Annotated in this window: 23 protein-coding genes; 17 read left to right on the top strand and 6 right to left on the bottom strand. The window is 55.1% G+C overall.

What is annotated here, in order from left to right; all coding sequences use genetic code 11:
* Positions 1-95: 95 nt before the first annotated feature.
* From ACZ439_RS23895 to ACZ439_RS23910, 4 genes are all read left to right on the top strand, one after another.
* A complete protein-coding gene (locus tag ACZ439_RS23895; RefSeq protein WP_141333720.1) occupies positions 96-701 on the top strand; it encodes a TVP38/TMEM64 family protein in 606 nt (201 codons plus the stop codon).
* A 22-nt stretch (positions 702-723) separates the two neighbouring features.
* Positions 724-1,842, top strand: a complete 1,119-nt coding sequence (locus ACZ439_RS23900) for an aminopeptidase (protein ID WP_054798765.1) — start codon at positions 724-726, stop codon at positions 1,840-1,842.
* A gap of 97 nt (positions 1,843-1,939) precedes the next feature.
* Entirely contained in the window at positions 1,940-2,188 is a 249-nt protein-coding gene (locus ACZ439_RS23905) for an HPr family phosphocarrier protein (protein WP_054797024.1), read from the top strand.
* A 146-nt stretch (positions 2,189-2,334) separates the two neighbouring features.
* A complete protein-coding gene (locus ACZ439_RS23910) occupies positions 2,335-2,625 on the top strand; it encodes an Fpa/YlaN family protein (RefSeq protein ID WP_054797025.1) in 291 nt (96 codons plus the stop codon).
* Positions 2,626-2,658: 33 nt separating this feature from the next.
* On the opposite strand, the gene cax is transcribed toward ACZ439_RS23910, so the two are convergent.
* Positions 2,659-3,711, bottom strand: a complete 1,053-nt coding sequence (gene cax / locus ACZ439_RS23915) for a calcium/proton exchanger (protein ID WP_054797026.1) — start codon at positions 3,709-3,711, stop codon at positions 2,659-2,661.
* Between the two features lie 277 nt (positions 3,712-3,988).
* On the opposite strand from cax, the gene ACZ439_RS23920 reads away from it, so the two are divergent.
* Positions 3,989-4,378, top strand: a complete 390-nt coding sequence (locus tag ACZ439_RS23920) for an Asp23/Gls24 family envelope stress response protein (protein WP_054798752.1) — start codon at positions 3,989-3,991, stop codon at positions 4,376-4,378.
* 405 nt (positions 4,379-4,783) lie between these two features.
* On the opposite strand, the gene ftsW is transcribed toward ACZ439_RS23920, so the two are convergent.
* Positions 4,784-5,941: a putative lipid II flippase FtsW gene (gene ftsW / locus ACZ439_RS23925; protein WP_054797027.1), complete on the bottom strand. Its 1,158-nt coding sequence runs from the start codon at positions 5,939-5,941 to the stop codon at positions 4,784-4,786.
* A 13-nt stretch (positions 5,942-5,954) separates the two neighbouring features.
* Positions 5,955-6,302 (bottom strand): YugN family protein, encoded by a 348-nt coding sequence (locus tag ACZ439_RS23930; protein ID WP_054798753.1) that lies wholly within the window; start codon positions 6,300-6,302, stop codon positions 5,955-5,957.
* A 209-nt stretch (positions 6,303-6,511) separates the two neighbouring features.
* Here ACZ439_RS23930 and ACZ439_RS23935 point away from each other — a divergent pair, with 209 nt between their 5' ends.
* Together ACZ439_RS23935 and ACZ439_RS23940 are read left to right on the top strand one after the other, a co-directional pair.
* Entirely contained in the window at positions 6,512-7,699 is a 1,188-nt protein-coding gene (locus ACZ439_RS23935) for a M20 metallopeptidase family protein (protein ID WP_054798754.1), read from the top strand.
* Positions 7,700-7,793: 94 nt separating this feature from the next.
* Entirely contained in the window at positions 7,794-8,231 is a 438-nt protein-coding gene (locus ACZ439_RS23940) for a CBS domain-containing protein (protein ID WP_054797028.1), read from the top strand.
* Between the two features lie 49 nt (positions 8,232-8,280).
* Here ACZ439_RS23940 and ACZ439_RS23945 read toward each other — a convergent pair whose 3' ends face one another.
* On the bottom strand, positions 8,281-9,033 hold the full coding sequence (locus ACZ439_RS23945; RefSeq protein ID WP_127608484.1) for a thermonuclease family protein: 753 nt from the start codon (positions 9,031-9,033) through the stop codon (positions 8,281-8,283).
* 179 nt (positions 9,034-9,212) lie between these two features.
* Here ACZ439_RS23945 and ACZ439_RS23950 point away from each other — a divergent pair, with 179 nt between their 5' ends.
* From ACZ439_RS23950 to ACZ439_RS23960, 3 genes are all read left to right on the top strand, one after another.
* The gene (locus tag ACZ439_RS23950) at positions 9,213-10,910 is read left to right on the top strand and encodes a DNA repair helicase XPB (RefSeq protein WP_054797029.1); all 1,698 of its coding nucleotides are present in this window, start codon (positions 9,213-9,215) and stop codon (positions 10,908-10,910) included.
* Positions 10,907-12,970: a helicase-associated domain-containing protein gene (locus ACZ439_RS23955; protein ID WP_464620289.1), complete on the top strand. Its 2,064-nt coding sequence runs from the start codon at positions 10,907-10,909 to the stop codon at positions 12,968-12,970. Before ACZ439_RS23950 ends, ACZ439_RS23955 begins: the two co-directional genes overlap by 4 nt.
* A gap of 76 nt (positions 12,971-13,046) precedes the next feature.
* Positions 13,047-13,493 carry a YlbF/YmcA family competence regulator gene (locus ACZ439_RS23960; RefSeq protein WP_127608481.1) on the top strand — a complete coding sequence of 149 codons (447 nt, stop codon included), beginning with the start codon at positions 13,047-13,049 and terminating at the stop codon, positions 13,491-13,493.
* Between the two features lie 55 nt (positions 13,494-13,548).
* On the opposite strand, the gene ACZ439_RS23965 is transcribed toward ACZ439_RS23960, so the two are convergent.
* Positions 13,549-14,583 (bottom strand): asparaginase, encoded by a 1,035-nt coding sequence (locus tag ACZ439_RS23965; protein WP_054798755.1) that lies wholly within the window; start codon positions 14,581-14,583, stop codon positions 13,549-13,551.
* Between the two features lie 53 nt (positions 14,584-14,636).
* On the opposite strand from ACZ439_RS23965, the gene ACZ439_RS23970 reads away from it, so the two are divergent.
* From ACZ439_RS23970 to ACZ439_RS24000, 7 genes are all read left to right on the top strand, one after another.
* Complete coding sequence (locus ACZ439_RS23970) at positions 14,637-14,903, top strand: YlbG family protein (protein WP_127608480.1); 267 nt, start codon at positions 14,637-14,639, stop codon at positions 14,901-14,903.
* Between the two features lie 191 nt (positions 14,904-15,094).
* A complete protein-coding gene (locus ACZ439_RS23975) occupies positions 15,095-15,535 on the top strand; it encodes a hypothetical protein (RefSeq protein ID WP_127608479.1) in 441 nt (146 codons plus the stop codon).
* 149 nt (positions 15,536-15,684) lie between these two features.
* On the top strand, positions 15,685-16,596 hold the full coding sequence (locus ACZ439_RS23980; RefSeq protein ID WP_054797030.1) for a selenium metabolism-associated LysR family transcriptional regulator: 912 nt from the start codon (positions 15,685-15,687) through the stop codon (positions 16,594-16,596).
* 24 nt (positions 16,597-16,620) lie between these two features.
* Positions 16,621-17,481 carry a PHP domain-containing protein gene (locus ACZ439_RS23985; protein WP_054798756.1) on the top strand — a complete coding sequence of 287 codons (861 nt, stop codon included), beginning with the start codon at positions 16,621-16,623 and terminating at the stop codon, positions 17,479-17,481.
* Entirely contained in the window at positions 17,478-18,344 is an 867-nt protein-coding gene (gene galU / locus ACZ439_RS23990) for a UTP--glucose-1-phosphate uridylyltransferase GalU (RefSeq protein WP_054797032.1), read from the top strand. The genes ACZ439_RS23985 and galU overlap by 4 nt, the downstream gene beginning before the upstream one ends.
* A 33-nt stretch (positions 18,345-18,377) precedes the next feature.
* Positions 18,378-19,718 (top strand): UDP-glucose dehydrogenase family protein, encoded by a 1,341-nt coding sequence (locus tag ACZ439_RS23995; protein WP_054797033.1) that lies wholly within the window; start codon positions 18,378-18,380, stop codon positions 19,716-19,718.
* 261 nt (positions 19,719-19,979) lie between these two features.
* Entirely contained in the window at positions 19,980-23,579 is a 3,600-nt protein-coding gene (locus tag ACZ439_RS24000; RefSeq protein WP_464620290.1) for a CheR family methyltransferase, read from the top strand.
* Between the two features lie 183 nt (positions 23,580-23,762).
* Here ACZ439_RS24000 and ACZ439_RS24005 read toward each other — a convergent pair whose 3' ends face one another.
* The gene (locus tag ACZ439_RS24005; protein ID WP_127608477.1) at positions 23,763-25,550 is read right to left on the bottom strand and encodes an Rqc2 family fibronectin-binding protein; all 1,788 of its coding nucleotides are present in this window, start codon (positions 25,548-25,550) and stop codon (positions 23,763-23,765) included.
* Between the last annotated feature and the right edge of the window lie 201 nt (positions 25,551-25,751).

Raw genomic sequence — 25,751 nt, forward strand, 5'->3', positions numbered from 1 at the left:
GTAATATTTTCGAATAAAGATCACCGCTGCTTAAAGCTCGTGTATGTTTGCTTATTTTGATACAATAATAGAATGTGAGAAGGGAGGGACAACCTTTGGGCCATTGGAATGTCCAGCACATATCGGATGCTTTGGACTCGTTAGGCTGGATCGGCCATATCGGAGGAGCGCTGCTCGTACTGGTGCAGACGCTGGTGCCTTTTATCCCGTTTATCGTTGTCGCCGGGGTTAACGTGCTCTTGTTCGGCTTCTGGATGGGCTTCATTGTCAACTACGTGTTTGCCTGTTTAGGTGCGGTTATCGCTTATTGGGTCGCCAAAAACCTGGGCAGAACATGGGTGCAGCGCAAGCTTGCCAAATACAGCTATCTGGACAAATTTAACGAGAAGCTGAAACGGTACGGACTATGGTTTATTGCAGGCAGCCGCATCATCCCGGTGCTGCCTTCCTTCGCGATCAATTTGGGCGCCGCGGTTATGAAAGTACGTACCCGTCATTTCATTATCGGCACCCTGATCGGCAAAGCGCCGATGGTATTTATGGAATCGCTGATTGGGCACGATTTGCTGCATTTTGGGCAACATAAAGGGAGGTTACTTGTACTCCTCATTCTCTTGGCGGTTATGCTTGCCGTGGGAAGTTATTACAAAAAGAAATGGACGCGAGCCGAACCTGTCGGCAAGTCCGGCAAAAAAGTTTAACGCGATAAAGGAGAGAAGAACGATGCGAGATCCTCGCTTACATACGTTGGCGCGCAATATTGTGCAATATTCGCTCGATGTGAAGCCTGGCGAGAAGGTTTTGATCGAAATGATCGGCTCCGAGCGCGAGCTGGTCCGATGCCTGGTCGAAGAAGTGTACGTCCGCGGCGGATATCCGTACGTGGAATTGATCGATCCCGCCGTTCGGGCGTCCGTGCTGAAGGGCATCACGGAGAAACAGCTTGAGCACTGGGCGGCCCTCGATTTGAAGCGTATGGAAGATATGGACTGCTATGTCGCCATACGCGCAGGTGAGAACGTGAACGAGCAGTCCGATGTGCCGGAAGACAAGATGAAGCTGTACAAGCAGCTGTATCAGAAGCCGGTACATTTGGAGCAGCGTGTGAAACGAACGCGATGGGTTGTGCTTCGTTACCCGAACGCTTCGATGGCCCAGCTTGCCAATATGAGCACGTCGCGGTTTGAGGACTTTTATTTCGATGTATGCAACCTGGATTATTCCGCAATGTCCGCGGCGATGGACCCGCTGCAGGAATTAATGAACAGGACAGACCGCGTACGGATCGTCGGACCGGGCGCGACCGACATCTCGTTCTCGATCAAGGGCATCGGATCGGTCAAATGCTGCGGACGCCGCAATATCCCGGACGGAGAGCTGTACACGGCGCCGGTGCGCGATTCCGTCAATGGCGTTATCGCCTATAACACACCGTCCGTGAGCTCGGGCATTACATTCGACAATATTACGTTCCGCTTCGAGAACGGCCGAATTATCGAAGCGACCGCGAGCGACACGAAACGGCTGAACGAGATTCTGGACACCGATGAAGGGGCGCGTTATATCGGCGAGTTCAGCCTTGGCTTTAACCCGTATATTTTGTACCCGATGAAGGATACGCTATTCGACGAGAAGATCGACGGCAGCCTTCACTTTACGCCGGGCCAAGCTTACGAGCAGGCGGATAACGGCAACCGCTCGTCCGTTCATTGGGATTTGGTGCTGATTCAGCGCCCTGAATTCGGGGGCGGCGAAATTTATTTCGACGACCGGCTCATCCGCAAGGACGGACGATTCGTCGTTCCGGAACTGGAAGGATTAAATCCGGAACGGTTGAAGTAAATACGCCGAAAAATCTAGTTGCATGTTATTCTCTTCCAATGTATCATTAACTAAGCGATTTATTACGACCGTCTCATCAACACATGGAGGGATTTTTATGCCGAACGCAAACAACGCAGCTATTGTGGAGATTTCGCAAACCGCCAACAAATTCAGATCTTCGATTGTTCTCCAATATGAGAATAAGTACATCGACGTTAAAAGTATCCTTGGTTTGTTTACAACGCTCTTGACTTCGAGCAAATACGACCTGCACGTGCACGGTCCGGATGCTGAAGAAGCCAAGCAAGCTATGGCCGAAGTGTTCGAGAAACACGGCTTGAGCATCAACAGCATTCAAGAATAATAAGGTTTAGTCGTAGGGGGCGTTTTCGCATAAAGCGAAAATGCCTTTTTCTATGGAGTTGCACTTGTGTAATGGTTCGATTTCGACTAATATAAATATACAAGCTATTAATTAGATTCATAACGGGGATCACAGGGGGGAGCGCCATGTCGTCGGATGTGCTGCTCAGCTTATCGCAGAAAGCGCTGCTTCTTCTTCAGGAAGATGCGGATAAGATCGAGAAGCTGATCGAAGTACAGATGGAAAACTTGACCACACGCAAATGTCCTCTGTACGAAGAGGTCTTAGATACGCAGATCTACGGGCTGTCCCGGGAAATCGACTTTGCCATTCGTGCCGATTTAATTACCGAGTCGACCGGCAAGCAAATTTTGGTGAAGCTGGAGCGTAATTTGGCGACGCTTTACGAAGCGCTGGATTTGCAAAACAAAGGGTAACCTTCAGACTGAAGGTTACCCTTTGTTTTTGGGTTAAACGAGGAAGAAGGCGATGCCGAGCACCAGATACACGACCAAGAGCAGGACGCCCTCGAACCAGGTGGTTTTTCCGTCACTGGAAATCGATTTGGCAATAAAGGCGGCAACGCCGATGGCGACCAGCTCGTACCCGGTGAAGACGAGGTCCATCGTTTTGCCGAATAATACGGACACGAGGACGAGCAGCGGCGCGACAAACAGTGCGATTTGCAGGCTGCTGCCGATCGCGATCTCGACCGCGGCGCCCATTTTGTTCTTGCGTGCCATAATAATAGCGGCGCTGTGCTCGGCCGCATTGCCGACGATCGCAATGAGGAAAGCGCCTACGAACAGCTCGGATAATCCGTATTGATGGCTGAAGCCTTCGAGCGTGCCCACGAGCCATTCGCTCCCGAATGCGACCATGACCGTGGCAAGGATAAGAAACAGCACGGAGGTCCCTTTGGACCAGGCCGCTTCTCCATGCTCGACAACCGGGTCCGAAAGCTCGTCTTTGTGGGTGACCATCGAGAAGTAAAGCCACAGCAAGTAGGCGACAATAAGGATAGCGGAAACGATAATGCTTAGGTTGATCGTCTCGTTCGTCGTCAAGCTTTTCGTGAAGGCGGCGGGAATGAACAGTGCGATGACGGCGAGCAGCATGAGCGAGCCGTTATGGCCGGCGAGCTTCAGGTTGAACGATTGCTCTTTGTACTTCAACCCGCCGAGCAGGACGCTTAATCCAAGCACGAGCAGCATGTTGCCGATAATCGAACCGGTGACGCTCGCCTTGACGATGTCGAACATGCCGTCCTTGACCAGAAAGATGGCGATGATCAGCTCCGCCGCATTCCCGAACGTTGCGTTCAGAAAACCGCCGAGCCGTTCTCCGGCATAATGAGCGACGCTTTCCGTCGCTTTGCCAAGAAACCCGGCAACGAACACGATCGATACCGCGGAAATCAGAAATTGCACCGTTGGGCTAAAGGTTGGAGCGCCGACATAATGAGCCACTCCGCTCAAAATGAAGCTAGCGATTAGTCCGATGGCAAAACCGTATCGTCTCATAACAATCACCTCATATGGGAAAGTATTCCTTAAATCAACAAACAATATTCTAATCCCCTCCAAGATGTAAGGCAATCAAAATATTTATTGGACCCGCAGTCCGGTGATGAAAAGTACGGAATCGCGGTGCAATAACGCTAAGGGCGAAGCACCGGGAAAAGCCTTGAACTATCAGCTGCACCGGTGTCGAACCTTGTCAATCCGAGGGTACGTTGGATTTGCTTTCCATGAAAGAAGTTATTACAATAGAAGTATAATCGGTGAAGGAGTGATCCTCATGAACGAAGAAATTCAAACTGGTCTTATCCGCATTTCAGATGACGTCGTTGCAACCATAGCAGGACTCGCTGCATTGGAGACGCCGGGGATCGCCGCCATGTCTGGAGGGATGTCGGAAGGATTGGCCAAGCGCCTGAGCGGGAAAAACGCGCAAAAGGGCGTTTCCGTTGAAGTGGGTCAAGTCGAGGCCGCCATCGATCTGCGCGTAATCGTTCACTACGGAAGCAAGATCCAGGAGGTTTGCCGCGATCTTCAAGAGAACGTGCGCGAAGCGGTGGAGAACATGACCGGTTTATCGGTCATTGAAGTCAACGTGAAAGTGGAAGGGGTCGCCTTCCGCGAAGAAGAACCGGTACATACCGAAGACCCGCAGCATCGGGTAAAATAGGAAGATAGCGCAGCAGGGGGTGCCGAGAAATCACCCTCTGCTTTTTCATGTCCGGGGCGAGATGCCCATCGGATTAATTATTCGAAATGATGTGACAATGAGATGAATCAAGAAAAGATTGTGCGAGCATTGAATGGCGAACACCGCCATGATTTTCATTGACTCTCAAGCCTATATTGAGGGAAAAAACTATTTATTTTGGCAAGATTGTATCAATTCATATGAGTATGCCATTGACTTGAACATGGATTTTGCGACCTGGCTTGAACTTCTAATTATAGCTCAAGGAAGAATACTGGTTCTGGCCATCTTTTGTTCCGGACAAACCTAATCCCTGATGAAAATCAGCATCCGAATACCCCAAAAAAACCTAGCGTTGAGCCGCTAGGTTTTCCCGTTTTCTCTCTATCTCGCCCATCGGCGCTCATTCGATTTCTTTCCCGGCTCCCGCTCTTTATCCGGCCGGTTGTATTCCCGCGAGATGCTGAGCAGAATTCCGAGACTCATCAGCGTCACCAGCATGGATGTTCCGCCTTGGCTGATCAGTGGAAGCGTAACACCGGTCATCGGAATGGTGTTGGTAACGCCGCCGATGTTGATGAAGGCCTGGATGCCGATCATGCCGACGATACCGACGCCCGCCAGCATGCCGAACAAGTCTTTGCAGCGTAAGGCCACGATAAGACCGCGCAGCAGGAATACTAAATAAATAATCAAAAATATGGATGATCCGATAAAGCCGAGCTCTTCGCCGATAATGGAGAAAATAAAATCGTTGTGCGCTTCCGGCAGGTAGTGCAGCTTCTGGACGCTTTGTCCGAAGCCGGCGCCGGTCAGACCGCCATGTCCAAACGCATAAAGCGACTGTATGATTTGAAAACTGCCGCCCTGCGGATCGGCGAACGGGTCCAAGAATGTCGTAAACCGGTCGACCCGATAGCTGTCTCCACCCGTTTTTAACAAGTAAACGGACGCCAGCAGCGCGAGGGCGGAGGCGCCTGCTGCGCCGAGCAGCATAATATGCTTGATGCTGGCGCCGCCAACGACGATGACCAGCGCCGCACTCAAAACTACGATCATGGTGGAACCAAGGTCGGGCTGAAACATGATCAGCATGCACAGGAATCCGACAACGAGCAAAGGAGGAACGAGTCCGCGCTTGAAATCGTGGATTTTATCCCCCTTTTTGCTAAGCAAGGCCGCCAAGTAGAGGATGACGGCCAGTTTGGCGAGTTCCGTAGGCTGCAAACCGAAGGAACCGATATAAATCCAGCTTTTGGCGTTGTTCACTTCGCGTCCGACGATCGGCACAAGAAGCAGCAGCACGATGGAGAAGGTAAGGAAGGGGGCCACCCATTTCTGAAACTTGCGGAAATCGACATTCATGCAAAAGAACATGATGACCGTTCCCAAGCCGACGGCCAAGCCTTGCCTAATGACCAAACTCCAAGGATCGTTCATCGCTACGCTTGCGCTGAATACGAACGCCAAACCGATGCACACGAGTAAAAACGTCAGAAAGAGCAGCAGAAAATCAGGCGTTCCTCGTCGCGGCGAATTCATCGAGAGTCTCCGCTTAGTGGGTCAACTTAACTTTCAATTCCGCCAGTTTACCGTTTACGGCTTTCATGATGGAGTCCGGAACCGGAGATTGATAGTCCAAACCGTGCGGGAAGGTCGCTCTTCCGATATAAACGTCTTCAATGTAAAGAATCGCGTAAGGGGATTCCAATTTACCGCTTTCCACCCGTGTATTGATGCGCAGGAAGTAATCTTCGCGGTTTGCTTTATCTTCCAGCTTCAGGTCGTAAGTGGCGCGGTAGTACTCCCATTGCCAACGCACGAACCCGAGTTGCTCCATACTTTCGTCCAAATGGGCGAGATCGCTTTTCAAGCCCTTCAATCCACTGTTCTCAATAATCACAGCAAGCCCTCCTAATCTATGTACATCACTTTACTCATGATAGTATGTTTCCCTTACTTGTGCAAGCCTAATGCATCCCGCCCAAGCGGCGTCAAAGGGAAAATTTGAAATTTTGTGACACATGGATGAAACCGCCCCGCGCATTTGTTACAATAAGAAACGAAGGTACGGATCGTGGACTTAAAGACGTATACAAAGGGGGAAAGACCATGAATATGAATGAAACGCTTGAATCGGTTTTTCCCGAGATGATCGAATGGCGCAGACATATGCACCGGAATCCGGAGCTTTCCTATTACGAATCGGAGACCGCTGCCTACGTAGCCGAACGGCTTCTGGCTTGGGGACTCGAGGTCCGTACATTTGCGGGCAAGGGACATGGCGTCGTTGCGCGGCTGGAAGGCCGGAACGCAGGGCCGACGGTGGCGCTGCGGGCGGATATGGATGCGCTGCCGATCCAGGATGAGAAAGCGTGCGAATACGCATCGACCGTACCCGGCGTCATGCACGCTTGCGGACACGATGCCCACACGTCTACGCTGCTCGCGGTGGCCAAGACGCTGAGCCGGCATCGCGACAGTCTGAACGGCACCGTCGTGTTCCTGTTCCAGCCTGCCGAAGAAACGACGCCGGGAGGAGCGCTGGGGATGATCGAAGACGGCGCATTGGACGGTGTCGATGTCGTATACGGCATTCATTTATGGACGCCGTTCGAGGTCGGCACGGCGGCTTGTAAGCCGGGACCGATGATGGCTGCCGCGGACGAGTTTGTGATCGAGATTAAAGGCAAGGGCGGTCACGGCGGACTGCCGCACGAGGCGATCGATAGTGTGTTCGTCGCTTCGCAGCTCGTCGTGAATCTGCAATCGATCGTCAGCCGTTCAGCCGATCCGACGGAGCCTTGCGTCGTATCGGTCGGATCGATACACGGCGGCACGACGTTCAACGTCATCGCCGAAACGGCGACGTTGAAAGGAACGGTCCGGACCTTTCATCCGGACTTAAGGTCGATGGTAAAGGACAGGCTGGAAACGATCGTGCGCCAGACCTGTTTGATGCACGGCGCCACGTACACGCTTGATTACAAGATGGGGTATCCTCCGGTCATTAATCATGCCGAGGAAGCAGACCGGTTCTTGCGCACGGCGCCGCAGACATTCGGGGAAGCGGGCACGAAGCTTTCGCCGCTTATTATGGCCGGGGAAGATTACGCTTATTATTTGGAGCAAATTCCGGGGTGCTTCATGTTCGTCGGCGCAGGCAATCGGGAGCGGGGAATTGTTTATCCGCACCATCATCCCCGCTTTGACATCGACGAGAATGCGATGCTGCACGCGGCGAAGCTGTTCGTGAGCATGACGCTCGATTATATGAACGAGTACCGGACTTCCCGTTAAGTGCTAGTTCTTCGAAGCGCATGGGATCGCGCCGCCAGGGCAAATCTATGGGAGACGGCGTACCGCCGATTTTTTTCTCAGGAGGATGAGCGCGATGGCATCGAGGACGCTTCGGGAAATCATGACGAAAGATTGCGCGACAGTGACGCTGAAGGACAACGTATATGAAGCTGCCGTAAAAATGAAGCAGGAAGATACGGGATTTATCCCGGTCGTCGACGGTAAGAAGCTGATCGGCGTGCTGACCGACCGCGACCTGGTCATCCGCGGCTTTGCGGCTAAAAAGGAAGGATCCACCGCGATTAAAGAGGTGATGAGCGATAAAGTCGTATCCGTCTCGCCGGATACGACCGTCGATGAAGCGGCGAAGGTGATGGCGAAGGAGCAAATTCGCCGCCTTCCGGTCGTCGAGAACGGGGAGTTTGTCGGTATCGTCTCCATAGGGGATCTGGCGGTGCGCGACAAGTTCGAGAACGAGGCGGGCGAGGCGCTCAGCCAAATTTCCGAGAACCACAAACAAACCGTCAATTAAATGATACGCTCGTATGAAAAATCCTCCGGGGAGCCGGAGGATTTTTTGCTTATTCTTTCGATTTGCGATAACCGGCGTTCTCGGCCTCCTTGGCGCTGCAAAACAGCTGCTCCGGCACGGTTTGCTCGTAGTAGCGGCCGCCGGGAACATGGTATATTTTTTCCTTCCTGGCGTTGATGTTGCCTTTAATCTCCGGATTCGCGCAAGTGGAATCGGCGGCTTCGTTATTTGTTCCCGCGGAGACGCCAGTGCTGCTGCCTGGTTTTTTTCCTGCGGCCCATAAGCCTTTGCCTTGCTCGCGAGCGCTTCTCTCCGCCTGGACGAACAGCTTCGCATACATCACATTCGGCGGCACGGTCATCGGATTGGCGTATCCTTCACGCACCAGCAGTTCGTTGTACATGATTCGCTCCCCTTCGACGAATACGTAGCGCAGCAGTCGGCCGTAAGTATCGGTGTTTCCTGTATCCGTAAACAGAAAGACCTTCCGATTAGACAGACGTTTCTTCGTATACTCGCTGGCCTCTTTGCCGTACGGCTCAATTTTGCCGATGCTTTCCGGCGTGTTTACGCCGATCAGGCGAACTTTATTGTTCGAGGCCGTCTCGAACGTATCGCCGTCGACCACACGTTTCACTTGATCGACCGAATAAGGCTTTCCTTTTAATTGAGGATAATCCGCCAAGACGGCTTGTACGAATGCGTCGTCGTCCGATCCAGCCGTGCCCTCTGGCGGGACCCCGCACCCGGACAAGACGAATATCATTCCCCAGATCACTGCCGCCCAAAGATGTCTCATCATGATTGCAATCTCCTTTACGCCGATCCGCCCCAACGGTAGAGATCGGTTGCTCCACACATTTTTTCACAAATTTCGACGTTTTTCAAGGAATTTCGAGTTTGATTCTCGGTAAAGGAGGTTTAAATCGTGCGCCGTTCCCTCATACTACAAATATCTGTCAATGCTTGGAGGGAACTGCGATGCCTACGTTTCATAAAGACCGGCCGCTCGTTGTACAGCACGACTTCTGCATTTTATTGGAAACGAGACACCCCCAATTCGAGGAAATGCGCGCCGAGCTGATCCGGTACGCCGACCTTGTCAAATCGCCGGATAATATGCATACGTACCGGATGTCGTCGCTATCGCTTTGGAACGCCGCTGCCGCGGGAGTCACGGCCGAGGATGTGATCGCTTTTCTCGAAGCGAATTCGAAGTTCGGTGTCCCGGTGTCGGTCAAGCAGGACATCCGGCGATTTATTGAGCGGTACGGGTTAGTGCGGTTGGAAAGGCTTGGAGATGAGTTGCTTCTAATCTCCGACGATATCGAAATCATTAAGGAAATGGCTCGTTACAAATCGCTCCGTTCCTATGGGCTATGCCAGCTGGATGAACGGACGCTGCGGTTTTCTGCACAGTACCGGGGTTTATTGAAGCAGGAACTGGTCAAGCTCGGATTTCCGGTTGAAGATCTTGCCGGCTACAGCCGAGGCGAATCGCTGCCGATCCAGCTGCGTTCGGATGCCGCCGGTACGGGCGCCTTCGCGCTTCGCGATTACCAGCGCTCTGCGGTCGATTCCTTCTACCGCGAGGGCTCGATGCAGGGCGGCAGCGGCGTTCTGGTGCTGCCCTGCGGCGCAGGGAAGACGGTTATCGGCATTGCGGCGATGGGGAAGCTGTCGTGCGCGACGCTCATTCTGACGACGAACAGCACGTCGGTGAAGCAGTGGAAGCGCGAAATTTTGGATAAAACGGACCTCACGGAGGATATGGTCGGCGAATATACCGGCTTGCAAAAAGAAGTTCGCCCCGTGACGATCGCAACGTATCAAATCTTGACGTACCGCAAGTCGAAGAACGAATCGTTCGTTCATATGGACCTGTTTAATAAACGGGACTGGGGGCTTATCGTTTATGACGAAGTCCACCTGCTGCCCGCTCCCGTATTCCGGGTGACGGCCGATATCCAGGCGACGCGGCGGCTGGGGCTTACCGCTACATTGATCCGCGAAGACGGACGCGAGGAGGACGTATTCTCGCTCGTCGGTCCGAAGCGGTACGAGATGCCCTGGAAAACTCTGGAGTCGCAAGGGTGGATCGCCTCCGTCGAATGTGTCGAGCTGCGGGTGCCGCTGCCGCCCGCCGAGATGGAGGCTTACCGGTCGGCGGCCGAACGGGAACGGATGCGCATCGCAAGCAATAACCGGGCCAAGCTGGACGTTGTGGATGGGTTATTGCGCAAGCATGAAGGCGAGCAGGTAATCGTCATCGGGCAATATTTGGAGCAGCTGCACAAGCTTGCTGAGCGGACCGGCGCGCCGATGATCAGCGGCGAGATGCCGCACGACAAGCGGGAGGCGTTATACCACAGCTTCCGCAGCGGCGAAATTCCCGTGCTGATCGTGTCCAAAGTGGCCAACTTTGCCGTCGATTTACCCGATGCGGCGGTGGCGATACAGGTGTCCGGCAGCTTCGGCTCCCGTCAGGAGGAGGCGCAGCGGCTGGGCCGCATTTTACGCCCGAAATCGGGAGAAAATAAAGCTTACTTTTATACGATTGTCAGCGAAGATACGAAGGAGCAGGAGTTTGCGATGAACCGTCAGTTGTTTCTGATCGAACAAGGCTACAACTACCGGATGGTCGGTGCGGCCGGTGTGTCGGAGGTGACCGTGCGATGAATTACGATCGACTGCTTGCCTTGATGCCGGCCGAACTGCGCGGTCGTCTTGAAGCGGAAACCGTTTATGCGCCGTGGCTGAGGCGAGGACAAGCGCTGGAGCGGCTTTGGCAGGACGATGTGGTGCTGGAGACTGTGTACAATCGGCTTGCGCCGGCGGAACGTACGGTGTTGGACGCTGTCGTGCGGCGGATCGGCTGCGAACCCTTTGACGACGCGCGTTTAGAGCGATCGGTTGGGGCGGCGCTATCCGGTGCGGAGGTACAAGCCGGATTCGCCGGCATTCGGCGTAAAGGACTGGTGTTCGCATTCCGCAAATCGTGGGGCGAGCTTGTGTACCTGCTTCCTGAGGACGCCCTTCCGCGGTGGCAGCGCATCCTCTACCCGCTGCTCGGCGAAAGAGCGGCGGCGGAACGGCTGGACCCGGGTTCGATTGAACTGCAAGCCGGGGGCGGCCGGGAACCTGTCATCGCCATCTTCGACATCCTGACGCTGATTGCGAAGCTGGATATGAAATTGACAAAAAACGGCACGCTGCCGAAGAAAGCCGTTCAACGGCTGAATGAAGGGCTGCCTTGGCAAGACGAGTGCTTCCAAGGCGTGTCGCTGAAGTATGCCTATGCGGACGTCTACCCGTTGAAGACGGCGCTGGTCCTGGATATGCTGCTGAAAATGGGATTACTTGAGATGGATGACGAAGGGTTGCGTCTGCAGGAAGAACAACTGCGTTCGTTTCTCCACGCTACCCGTGCCCGGCAAAACGAACGGTTGTACCGGCTGTGGAAGGAGCTTGCCTTCCCGGCCTATGCGTGGCAGCAGCACGCAGTGCTGCTGCTGGAGACGATCCCGGAAGGCGAATGGTTTGCCCCTGAGATGCTGCTGAGCTCGCTGCGCCGTTACGGGCTCGCCGAGGGCGCGGAAAACTCGGACGATGCGGCCGAACGCGTGCGTTTGCTAAGGGAGCAATGGTTGGAGCCGTTAACCGGGCTCGGCTGGCTGGAGCGAGGCTGCATCGGCCTCGGCCGCGAGGGCCAGGGAGGCGCTTCTACGTATTATCGTTGGCGTTGGCGAGCCGCCGGTACGGAGGGGGAGGCAGTCGAGGAGATGCCGGGTGCCTTCCTCGTGCAGCCGGATTTCGAAATCCTCGTACCGCCTGACGTGCCGCTTTGGGTGCAATGGGAGCTGATCTGCCTATGCGACCCGCCTGTCCGGGACGTGCTCTCCGTAACCAAACTGACCAAGGCGAGCCTCAAGTATGCCCTGGAGCAGGGGAGAACTGCGGACGACGTGCTGTACTTTCTGGAAGAGCACGCGGCATACGGGCTGCCGGACAACGTCCGGTTGACCGTCGAGCAATGGGCGAAGCCGTTCGGCAAAACGAATCTCACGCGTGTCGTGCTGCTGCGCTGCGCCGATGCCGATACGGCGGCAGCCTTAACGAGACTGCCGCCGGTGTCGAAGCTGTTGGGCGAGCGGATCGGGGACATGCATTACGTCATCGACGAGAACGATATCAAGCCGCTCGCCGCCGCATTGGAGAAGGCCGGATTTATGGCCGGGCTTCCGGCTGCCGATCCTGCTGCCGGAAGCGGAGGCCGCCGCTATCCTTCGCTGCACCGGGATTCCGGGCAAGAGAGAACACAGCCGCCGCGTGAACCGGAGTTTGAGCTTGATGCCGGAACGGCGAAGGGGCTCGTCTACTCGCGGCATTCCATCGCATACTTTCAGATGGAAGCGCGGCTGCCTGAGCCTGCCGATCTGTATCCGGACCTGCGGGATATCCCGGCGGCTTGGCTGCGGGATTATCGGAATTATCACCCATCTACGCGCAAAGATATGGTTGAGAAAGCGATCGAGATGCGGACGCTGCTGCAAATCCGCAAGGATGGCGCCGATGTTCGGTTCGCCCCCCGCAAGGTGCAGGAAACCAGAGGCACCTGGTGCATGACCGGGCTCGGGCCGGCGGAGGAACGGAGCGGGAACGCCGGCGAAATTCGTCTCCTTGCCGACGAATGGCAGGAGATGAAGCTGATTTTGCCTGGGATCAACGATAAATATTAATCCAACGGCGTATTTCTTTAAAATGTGATATGATAGAAGGGTAAGCTTATATTATCCGAAAGGCGGGTGCTTAAACATGGCGGTTATGGAATCGCGCACGCTCGATATGTCTGCCATCCTGTTGGAGGCCTACGATTTGGCCGATATGATCAAGTACTCCGCAGAAACCGCGGATTATTTATATTGGAAGCAAGCCAAGGACGCCGATCCGGAAGTGGCGCGTCTGGTGAAGGAGTTCGCCAAGAAGAAAGAGCTTTTCGAAGAGTGCGAACGCTTTGGCCACTATCATCCGAATTATCACGAGGCGCTCGATCAGGTGAAAGCCGTGCAGGCGCAGCTTGACGAAGTAGAGGCGGTTCGTAAATATAAAGAGGCGGAGAGGAAGCTGGACGACCTTCTATATACCGTCTCGGAGACGATCGCACGTTCCGTCTCGGAAACGATCAAGGTGCCTTCGAACGATCCGCTCGCAAGCTCCGGGGGTTGTTCTTCCGGAGGGAGCTGCAGCGGGAATTGCGGCTGAGGCGGGAGTAAGCCGGAACCAATGAAGGGCGGCAGACGCCGCCCTTTCTGTTTTATTAGCATGTGTGTTCTTGTGTGCGAATAAGCCGAAATACCGGCTGAATCCGTCCGACCGTCTCATGCCGGCGATTGACGACGTCCGGCCGGTGGAACGGGGCGAGCCGTTCCGCTTCCTCCTCGCTTAACAGACCGAGCTGCAGCAGCGCTTCCGTTGCAACCGGATACAGCGCCCGTTCGGCGCCATCGTCGACTTTAATGGCGATGCCGATGCCCAGCTCCGGGACGGTCGCCGCGTACAAGCCTTCAGCGCCCATCTTGCCGATAATCCGTCCGGCGGTTAATTCCGCCAAGCGCGTATCATAACGATCCGTGCCCGCTAGATAGAACGGGGAACGGCGGATGGCCGCTATAATGCGCCGACAAGCTTCCGCACGCTTCGGCGCCAAGTCATCCGGGCGCCCGAGGCGCGCATATCCGTAGGCAAGAGCAGCCAGCGGAAGCGCGAATACCGGAACCCCGCAGCCGTCGACGCCAAGCTCGATGCGCTCGGCCGGGATTCCGCACATGTCGCTGACGGTTTGCAGCATTTTGTGCTGGACAGGATGATCGGGGTGAGTATACTGATGAGTAGATACTTGCATCAACGAGGCTAGGGCGAGCATGCCCGCATGTTTGCCCGAACAATTGTTGTGAATCGGCGCGGCCGCGACATGCTCGTATTTGAGCCGATCCGCTTCGCGCCGCAGCAACGGCTCCTGCGGCCCGCAATCAAGAGCGCTTACACCCAGGCCGGCCTTGCCCAGCAAGGACATCGCCGCCTGTGTATGCTCCGGCTCCCCGTTATGGGACGCACAAGTGATGGCCGTTTCGGCATCGGTCAGCGACAGCCGTTCGGCGCCGCCCGCTTCGAGAAGCGGAATGGCCTGCAGCAGCTTGGCGGTGGAGCGGGCGAACGTATAAAAGTGCGGATTTCCCACATAAGCCAGCAGCCTTCCTTGCGAGTCCGATACGGCGATATGGCCGCGATGAACGCTTTCCGTAACCGGACCGCGCGTGACGGCGACAAGAAGTTCGGCATCTGAAGTGGACATCGAGTTTCATTCCTTTCATTGTCTAAGAAAGCTGGAGAAAGAAGGTTAACGATATGTTTACCGAGCGTACCGGAATCATCGTTTGGGTGTCCGACGTCAAGGCGGCGGCTAAGCATTTGGAGAAATACGGAAACGTCCATTTTATTTCCAAGAAGCTGCATTATGCCGCTATGTATGTTTATGCAAGCCGTTTGGACGACACGGTCAAACAATTGCAAAAGCTGCCCTTCGTCAAAAAAGTGGAGCGTTCCTACCGGAATGAAATCAAAACCGAGTATAGCAGTAATATGCCTGATAAAACAAGATTCTACACCCTGTAAGACAAACCCGCCGCCGCAAACGGCGGTTTTTTTAGCATTCTATGACGAAATGAAGGCTCTGGTTCGAACCGGGGCCTTTTATCTAAAGATTTTTTAAGTTGATTCTCGCGAGGGATGCTGTAAAATATAATAGTAGATTAAAAAAGTATATAGGTTTGACGGACTATTTTTGTAGGAAGAGGGTTTGGTTTGTGGCAGAACGCAGAGTCGGCGAACGTGACAACCGAAACGATACCAACCCGATCGTGCTTGGGGGTCGAGCAATTACAGATATCGTGATTACGCATCATGCCCGCAGCCGGTGGGCCGATCGTGTTGAATCCGAGAAAACCGGTTTCCATGACATCACCGAATTTTTGTGGAGCAAATTAAGATCAAATTCCATTCGGACTTACTACAAAAATGAGCAGGACGTCTTTCTGATCGATGATGATCTGGTGATGGTCTGCGAATTCGCCGAAACCGTGAAGCCCGGGCCTCAACCAGGGCCTCCGACTTACAAGATGATCGTCGTCACCTTTCTCGGACGGATGTCCGAAACGATGGAACTGCGCGATTTGCGTTCGTATTACTCGTGGCTGCGCCACTCCCGCCGCATGACATTGATCAAGAACAGCAGGAAGCGAAGATAACGCCAAGCTCTCCGACTTACGATGCGTTATTGAAGGTATGCCCTCAAGGCGTACCTTTTTTCATTTTTAACGCGGGCTTAAAACGTTCGGATGGCTAATCGCCGTTATTTTAGATATAATTTGAAGGAAGACCCTTGCGGAGGTACGTTATGGCGCTCAATTTTCATCAGCTTCACATTTTTTACACGGTCGCGGAAAAGGGCAGCTTCTCACACGCGGCCGGGGCTTTACATATGACCCAACCGGCAGTGACGATGCAAATTCAATCGCTGGAGGATTATTTCGGCACGAAGCTGTTCGTCCGTTCAACCAAGCGGGTCGAGCTGACGGAAGCGGGACGCACGCTGCTGCCTTACGCGAAGAAAAGTATCGAGCTGATTAAGGAAACGGACGTTAGTATGTCAAAGTTCACGCATATGCTGGAGGGCCGGCTTCATCTGGGGGCTAGCCTGACGGTCGGGGAGTACATCCTGCCGCGCTTGCTCGGTCCGTTCGGTTTGGAGTACCCGAATATTTCGGTCAGCATGAAGGTGATCAACACCAAGCAAATTTTGGAGGAAGTCCTGAATCATCAGCTTACGTTCGGGCTGGTGGAGGCTGAAGTGAAGCATTCGGATCTGCATACGGAAGCCGTGCTCAGCGACGAATTGAAGCTGATCCTGCCGAAGGATCATCCGCTTGGCGACTTCGACCTGGTGCCGGTGGAGGAACTGATGAAGTACCCTTTCGTCCTGCGGGAGCAGGGCTCCGGTACGCGGCGTGTGATGGAAGAAGAGCTGACGCGAGCGGGCTATGACCCGTCTTCGCTCAAAATCGTGATGGAGCTCGGCAGCACAGGAGCGGTTAAATCGGCGGTGGAGGCGGGACTCGGCATCTCGATCTTGTCCCAATCGTCGCTTAAACACGAGGCTGCGCTGGGGGTGCTGCAGGTAAAAGATGTGAAGGATGTAAGCTTCGTCCGCAGCTTTCATGCCATTTATTTAAGCTCGACCTTACTGCCGATTTCGGCGGTAACGTTTTTGACGTTTTTACGGGAGCGAGATCTCAGCCAATGGCTGTAGCGCATTGACATTAAGGAGAAGGGGATGTTGGCTCAAGTGGCATTCGCCGATTTGCACACGCATACGCTGGCTTCCGACGGTACGGGGACTCCGACGGACAATGTGAGATTAGCCTCGGAAGCGGGCCTCAGCGCCGTCGCGGTGACCGATCACGATACGGTCGGAGGGCTGGAGGAAGCGCTTCAAGCCGGCGCCGTCTACGGCGTCACCGTCGTGCCTGGCGTAGAGATCAGCACGATGCATGAAGGGGTCGATATCCACGTGCTCGGGTATTGGATCGACAAGGACGACCCTGTGTTGTTGTCCCGGCTGGAACAGCTTCGGCGCGTGCGCGACCGGCGCAACGAGATGATTGTGGAGCGGCTGCGCGAGCTCGGCCTCGACCTGACGATGGACGACGTGCTGCAATCGCTGCAGACCGTTAAGAAGCAAGGCGATACGATAGGGCGCCCGCACATTGCGGACGCGCTCGTGCGCAAGGGCTACGTCGGATCGATGGCTGAGGCGTTCGAGCGTTACCTGGGCAGCGGAGCCGCCGCGTTCGTGTCGCCGCCGCGCATTACGCCCTTTGAAGCGGTTCGCTGGGTTCAGGAAGCCGGCGGCGCGCCGGTGCTGGCGCATCCCGGCTTATACGGGCGGGACGATCTTATCGCTTCTCTTGCCGCGGAAGGCTTGGTCGGACTGGAAGCCTACCATGCCGACCATTCGCCCGGGCAGGAGGCTCACTATGCTGCGATGGCCGATCGTTACGGCTTGGTCGTCACGGCGGGCTCCGATTACCACGGCGAGCGCGGGGGCGTCGTGTTTCACGCCCCGGTCGGAGGACGCCGGATCGACGCTGAGGTCGTCGAGAGGCTGAAACAGAGAAGAGGAGTGAGGACATGAGCGTACGCAAAGCGATTATTCCGGCGGCAGGACTGGGAACCCGGTTCCTGCCGGCAACGAAAGCGCAGCCAAAAGAAATGCTGCCGATCGTCGACAAACCGGCGATTCAATATATTGTGGAAGAAGCGATTTCTTCGGGAATCGAAGATATCATCATCGTGACGGGCCGCAACAAGCGGGCGATCGAAGACCATTTTGACAAGTCGGCCGAGCTGGAGATGATCCTGGAGGAAAAAGGAAACACCGAACTGCTCCAGATGGTCCAGTCGATTTCCAATCTGGCTGACGTTCATTACATACGTCAAAAGCAGCCGCTCGGCCTCGGCCACGCGGTTTTGTGCGCCCGCAAATTTATCGGGAACGAGCCGTTCGCCGTGCTGCTCGGCGACGACATCATTCAGTCGGACCCGCCTTGCTTGAAGCAAATGATCGACTTGCACAGCATGACGGGCACCTCGGTCATCGGTGCGCAGGAAGTGCCGTGGGAGGACGTGTCCAAGTACGGGATTTTGTCTCCGGTGAAGGAGGCATCGGACTTTCTTTGGATCGAGGATTTGGTGGAGAAGCCGGATCGCGATACGGCGCCGTCCAATCAGGCCATCATCGGCCGTTACGTATTGATGCCGGAAATTTTCGGCATTCTGGAGAACAGCGCTCCAGGCCGAGGCGGAGAAATTCAATTGACCGACTCGCTGCGGGTGCTGAACGGGCAGCAGCGTATGGTGATGATGCCGGTCGGCGGTCGACGCTTCGATGTCGGCGATAAGCTCGGCTATATTGAAGCAACCGTCGAGATGGCGCTCGAGCGCGACGAGTTGAAAGGGCCGCTTGAGCGATATTTGCGCGGGCGGTTAGGTTTGTAACGGGCGAATCGAATCAGGAATCGGGAGGCGTTTATGTTCGAACGGATTGCAGTGGTAGGAACCGGGTATGTCGGACTCGTCTCCGGCACCTGTTATGCAGAAGCCGGGCATTTCGTCATTGGCGTGGATCGGGCGGAGGAGAAAATACAGCTCCTGCAAAGCGGTCATATTCCCATCTATGAACCGGGCCTGGATGAAATGGTGCAGCGGCATCTGCAAGGCGGGCGACTGGCCTTTACGACCGATCTGAAGCACGCGGTGCGTCAATCGGATATCGTGTTTCTGGCTGTCGGCACTCCGACGCTCCCGAACGGCGAGGTCGATCTAAGCCAAGTCCAGGCAGCCGTTACTGAAATTGCGGAGGCGATGGACGCGCCAAAGCTCATTGTGATGAAAAGCACGGTGCCGGTCGGCACGTCGCGGCTCGTGGAAGGATGGATTGAGACAGCTTTACGCAAGCCTCTGGCGTTCGATGTCGTGTCTAATCCGGAGTTTCTGCGGGAGGGTTCGGCAATTCGGGATACGCTGCAACCTGACCGGATCGTCATCGGCGCGGACCGCCGGGACGCGGCGGAACGAATTGCCGCGCTCCATGCGTCCTTCGGTGCACCGGTGCTGTACACGGACCGAGAGAGCGCCGAGCTGATCAAATATGCGTCCAATGCCTTCCTGGCAGCCAAAATCTCGTTCATTAACGAGATGGCAAACGTATGCGAGAAGGTGGGCGCCGACATCGACCTCGTCTCCAAAGGGATGGGGATGGACCGGCGCATCGGACCGCACTTTCTGGAGGCGGGCATCGGGTACGGCGGCTCCTGCTTTCCGAAGGATACGAAAGCACAGCTCCGCTTGGCGGAGCATGTCGATTACGATTTTCTTATATTGCGGTCGGTCATCGAGGTGAACCGCCGCCAGCGGGAGAGGTTCGCAGATAAGATCGAGCAGACGCTGGGAGGCCCCTGCACGGTAGCGCTGATGGGCTTGACGTTCAAGCCGGAGACCGATGATCTGCGCGACGCACCGGCGCTCGATATCTTAAGCATGCTGGTGGAACGCGGCTTTCGCGTACGCGCATATGACCCGGTCGCCGCTGAGCTTGCGGCGGATGTTCTGAGTTTGGACGGCGCGGTTTACGTCAGCGACCCCTACGAAGCGTTAACCGGCGCCGATGCGATGGTCGTTACGACGGAATGGAGCGCCGTACGGACGCTGGACCTTGAGGAAGTAAAGGCAAGGCTCGCCAGGCCGGTCGTGATCGACGGCCGCAACTGCTTCGATCCGGTCCAAATGGCGAAGCACGGCATCCGGTATATCGGCGTAGGTCGTCCGGAGATCGTGATTCAGCCGGACAGCACGGCGCTAGTTCGCCAATGAAGCGGTGCGCGAATACGAAAGTTAATAAAGCAAAGCCCGGGAGCTTGTCAGCCCCGGGCTTATTTGCGCTGCAGGTCGTGCACATTTTGCAGCCCATCTGGCGGAAGCGCCGCCGTGCAACATCATCACTCGCATAGGGCGACGGGCCGAAAAAAGGTATATGTTGGGTTAATAGGGATTTTGATGCAGAGTACCCATTTTGATATAATAGACTGGACAACGGTGTGCCGAACAACGCCGAATGAAATGAGGTTGAGGTGAATGAGTGATAAACCAGCGATACAAGAAAGACGGAAGCAGCCTGCTGCGGGCGGTTATATCGTAGGAATTGGCGCCTCTGCAGGCGGTCTGGAGGCGCTGCAGCACTTCTTCGATCATATGGTAGCGGACAGTGGCTTGTCTTTTGTGGTCATTCAGCATCTTTCACCGAATTACAAGAGTTTCATGGCGGAGATTTTGGCCAAGAACACTCGGATGCGCATATACGAAGCGGAGAATCAAATGGAGGTGAAGCCGAACTGCGTCTATTTGATTCCGCCGCGCAAAGCGATTACGATCAACAACCGAAAGCTGCAAGTGACCGGTTATTTGCAATCGGCCGGTCTTTATCTGCCGATCGACATGTTTCTGACTTCGCTGGCCATGGATGTGGGCACCCAAGCGGTCGGCGTCATTTTGTCCGGCACGGGAAGCGACGGCACGCGCGGTGCGGAGGCGATCAAGGAGCACGGGGGTCTGGTTATCGTGCAGGACGAGAAGTCGGCGAAATTCGACGGGATGCCGAATAGCGCCCGATCGACCGGCTGCGTCGACCACGTGCTTGCGCCGAGCGCGATAGCCAATTACTTGTTGGGTCGGGCGGTCGTCGATCATGAGAAAGAAAGGGATATGCCGGGGGACGAAGCGCTGCCATCTATCGTCGGTTGGGACGAGCAAACGATGCAGCGCGTTTTCGAATTGCTGAACATGTCCAGAGGCATCGATTTTTCGCACTACAAGCAGAACAGCATCTTCCGTCGCATGGAGCGTCGAATGAGCATGATCGGCATGAACAAGCAGGCCGATTATTTGCAGCTGCTGCAGAACGACGAGAACGAGCTCGGTTCGCTCGTCAAGGACCTGCTGATCGGCGTTACGCGCTTTTTTCGCGATGCACAAGCGTTCGAGGCGCTGCAGCACAAAGTGATTCCCGCGATCTTGGAAAGCAAGCAAAGCGAGCGGCAAATCCGAATATGGGCGGCCGGCTGCTCGACCGGAGAAGAGGCGTACTCGCTGGCGATATTGTTTCACCAGCATATGGCGAAGACCGGGCAATCGTTCTCGGTAAAAATTTTCGCAACCGATCTGGATCAAGACTCGATTGATTTCGCGGGACATGGCGTGTATCCGGAAGCTGCCATGAAGGGCGTCTCCAAGCGGCTTCGCAAGACGTATTTTACGCAAATCGGCGATATGCACCAGATCAACAAAGAAATCCGCAACATGGTTGTGTTTGCGTCTCACAACATGATCAAAGATCCTCCATTTCATAATTTGGACTTGATCACATGCCGCAACATGCTGATTTACTTGCAATCGGACATGCAGCAGAAGCTCATCTCTTTATTCCATGCTGCTTTGAAACCGAACGGTTATCTGTTCCTCGGGCCAAGTGAAACGCTCGGACGACTGGCGAATTTGTTCACGCCGTTCGAGCGTAAATGGAACATATTTCAGCAGCACAGCATCAACTCGAATAAAGCTGCGGCCGGAGTTCCCGGAATGAACGGTTCTGCGCATATCCCGAAGATTCATCAGATGGCACAGAGGTGGGTTCCGCTCTCGAAAGAGGTTCAAGGCTGCAAAAAAACGGACGATTTGTACACGACGTTCGTCGATGAACATTTGCCACCATGCATGGTTATCGACGAGAACAACGAAGTGCTGCACTTGAGCGGCAACATCAATCCGTACTTGGCGCTTGCGCGCGGAAAGCCGAGCTGGAACATCTATAAGATGGTGGAGGCGCATTTGTCGGTGGCGATCGTTACGGCGATCCAGAAGGTACGCAGGGAACGGCGCGCTATTTATTACAAAGACATCAAGGTCAACAATTCGGAGCATTCGCCGTACATTAACCTGATAGTCAAGCCGTTCTCGTTGACCAATAAAAAGTTCGACAAGCTCGTGCTCGTTTCGTTCGAGGAGTCGGCGCAGCAGCAGTCGCCGCAGGTACGCGTCGTCGAATCGTTCGATATTGAAAATAACGTAAACCAGCGTATGGTGGAGCTCGAGCAGGAGCTGCAGCGGGCCGAAGAGTCGCTGCAGGCTACGATCGAGGAGCTGGAAACGTCGAACGAAGAGCTGCAGGCGACCAATGAAGAGCTGGTGGCCGCCAATGAAGAGCTGATGAGCACGAACGAAGAGCTGCAGTCCGTCAACGAGGAACTGGTGACGGTCAACCTCGAATATCAGTACAAAATTTTAGAACTGACCGATTTGAACAATGATATCGATAACTTTCTGGTCAGCACAAGGATCGGCACCATTTTTCTGGACCGGAATATGTGCATTCGCCGGTTCACGCCAGTGATCGCTCAGGAGATCAATTTGCTGGATGCCGACTGCGGCCGGCCGCTCGCGCACATCTCGCACAACTTCCGCTATAACGGCTTCGTGGAAGACGCGAAGCGAGTGCTCCGAACGTTAGTGCCCGAAGAGCGGGAGATCCAGAACCAAGGCGGCAAATGGTACAGCATGCGCGTGCTGCCGTATCGGACGAGCGACAATGTTATTAAAGGAATCGTGCTTACTTTTGTCGATATTACCGAGCTGAAGAGCGCCAATATCGAAATGCTGAAGCTGTCGTACGCCATTGAACAAAGCCCGTCGATTACCGTCATTGCCGGTTTGGACGGGACCATCGAATACGTCAATCCGAAATTCACGGAAGTGACCGGATTCGAGCCGGCCGACGCCATAGGCGGGCACATTCGAGAACTGCAGCATTGGGAAGGTTCCAGCGTGCCGTTCACGGAAATTTGGAGCCTGCTGTCGGAGGGTCAAGAGTGGAAGGGCGAGCTGGAGAGCCACAGCAGGAACGGATTGACTTACTGGGAATCGGTCAAGTTTTTGCCGATCAAAGATAGCGAAGGACAGACGATTCATTATCTGAAAATCGCTGAAGATATGTCCGAGCGGAGACATACGGAAGAATTGCTGCGCAAGTCGGAAATGCTTTCGGCCGTCGGCCAGCTCGCAGCGGGCATCGCCCATGAAATCCGCAACCCTCTTACCGCGCTGAAAGGGTTCACCAAGCTGCTCCGTTCGGGGGCTCATAACGATAGTTATTTATCGATCATGTCCGCCGAGCTGGAGCGGATCGAGCAAATCGTCAGCGAGCTCCTCGTGCTCGCGAAGCCGCAGGCGGTCGATTATTTGCCGAAGTCGGTCTCCTCCATTCTGAACGATGTGATCATGCTGCTTGATACGCAGGCGATCATTACGAATGTCGAAATCGTCAATGAAATCGACGATCCGCTGCCGCTCATCAGTTGTGTGGAAAACCAATTAAAGCAGGTATTCATTAATGTGGTGAAGAACGGCGTCGAGGCGATGCCGGACGGCGGACAATTAATTGTGCGCGCGCGCCTTGCAGCAGACGGTATGGTGAACATCGGGTTTATCGATCATGGCTGCGGTATTCCCGAAAAGAAGCTTGCGCGTCTCGGAGAACCGTTCTACACGACGAAAAGCAATGGGACCGGCCTGGGTCTGATGGTCAGCTATAAAATTATTGAAAACCATCAAGGCGTGATGGTAATTACGAGCAAAGAAAATGTCGGAACGGCCGTTGTCATTCAGCTGCCGACGATCTCCTGATTTTCTTCCAATACAAGACCCAGCAGATCTTTTTTGGCGCAAGGGAAAGCGTACCAGCCTTCCTATATGTGGGGGAAGCGGGTGAAGCGCAAAAAAAAAGACCGCCTGTCCCGGAATGCAGCATGTCCTTGCTGCTTCATCAAGGGACCGGCGGTCTTTATGTCGTTCTCCCGGCGGCGAACGTTATTTCACGGTAAAGGGCAGCTGTTTAATCCGTTCGGGGTCCGGTGTGACGAACAGCGTCTTCTGATGATCGTAGATGACGAAGCCGGGCTTGGCGCCGCTCGGTTTACGGACGTGCTTGACCAGCGTATAATCGACCGGCACTCCGCTGGATTCCTTCGCTTGGCTGTAATACGCGGCGAGCTGCGCCGCTTCGAGCAGCGTGGCGTCGCCGAATTCCGCGCTGCGAATGACAACGTGAGAGCCGGGAATATCCTTCGTATGCAGCCACGTATCGCCGGGTCCGGCGAGCCGGTTGGTCAAGTACTCGTTCTGCGTATTGTTCTTGCCCACATAAAGAGCAATGCCTTCGCTGGATGTGTAGCAGGCGAGCTGCGGCCTGGCGTTTGCCTTCTTGCGCTTGCCCTTCTTGCCGCGGTCGCGCAAGTAACCTTGTTCTGTCAGTTCCTCGCGGATTTCCTCGATATCGGAGAGGCTCGCGCTCGTAAGCTGCTGCAGCAAATTGTCCAGATAGGCGATTTCCTCGTGCGCCTGCTGCATTTGCTCCTTCACGACGCTTAGGCTGTTTTTGGCTTTCGTATATTTTTTGAAGTACCGCTGGGTATTTTCAGACGGTGACAGCAGCGGGTCCAGCTCGATTTCGATCGGACGCTGTTCTTCATCGTAGTAGTTAATCACTTCGATACGGCTGTCGCCTTTGCGGATCTGATGCATGGAGGCGGTCAGCAGCTCGCCGAGAATCCGGAAACGATCGGCCTGCTGCGCGTCCTGCAGCGTTTCCTCCAGTTTCTCCAGCTTCTTCACGTTCTTGGTCCGCTCGTTCGTCAGTAAGCGGAACAGGTCGCTGACCCGCTGCTTGACCGTATCCCGCTCGGCTTTATCGCTGTAATAGGCTTCCAGGCAGGCGCTTATCGAATCGAATCGGCGCATGCCGCCGCCGATATGCGTCAGTTCGAGGATGGAGAAGTAGCTCTTTCCCGACGACGGATGCTCGGTTATGACAGGCGTCAGCTGCCTTCGCTCCAGCTTGCCGATGAGCTCATGGAACGGCTCCCACAGCTTGCGTACGGCTGAGGCCGCGTCAAGCTCCGGGTCAAAGGCGCCGCCGAAGGCGCGGTATGCGAGCTCGCGCGCCACAAGCGGGCTGATGCCGCTAAAGCGCTGTACGATCGCTTGCTCCCACAGCCGGGCGCCGTATTCCCCGCCGGCTTCCAGCAGCCCGGCGGCCGTATCGCCGAGCTGCTGCTCGAATGCGTCCGCACTCAGGCCGAGCGGCAGCGTCTTGTGCTGCTCCGGCGGAGCCGTGTAACGTACGCCGGGCATGACGATCCGGTAGCTGCTGATCGCCGGTGTGACGTGATGAATGCCGTCCAGAATCGTGCCGGTCGCCGGGTCTAGCAAAATAATGTTGCTATGGCGGCCCATAATTTCCACGACGATCGTCTTCAAGGACAGGTCGCCGAGCTCGTCGCGCTGCCGGATGTGGAAGCGGATGACGCGCTCCATGCCCGGCTGATCGATCGCTTCAATGATGCCGTTCTCGCAATGCTTGCGCAGCAGCATGCAGAACATCGGCGCTTCGAGTGGATTCAAGAAGCTTTCCTCCGTAACGTGTACACGCGGATAGGTCGGGCTGGCCGATAACAGAAGCTTCGTATTTTTGCCTCCGGCGCGAAGCTGCATCACGATATCGTTCGCGGAGGGCATTTGCACTTTATTGATACGGGCGGGCAGGAGGCTTTGCAGCTCGCTTACGAGCCCGTGTGTAACGAGACCGTCAAAAGACATGAGGGAACAACTCCAATCGTGTTTGCCGCTGCGGCGCGGCCGGGCTTACCAGCCGGACCGGACACGCGTTGCGGGCAAACGTAGGCTAAGTTTTAAACGCTACCCCCTATCATGCCATATTTTCATCAAAAACTTAAGGTCTTTTTGCAGCTGCAGGAAAACGTGCTAATTTGCGGCTTGTCTGAATACATTTACCCTAGA

The sequence above is a fragment of the Paenibacillus sp. JCM 9796 genome, assembly GCF_055379675.1.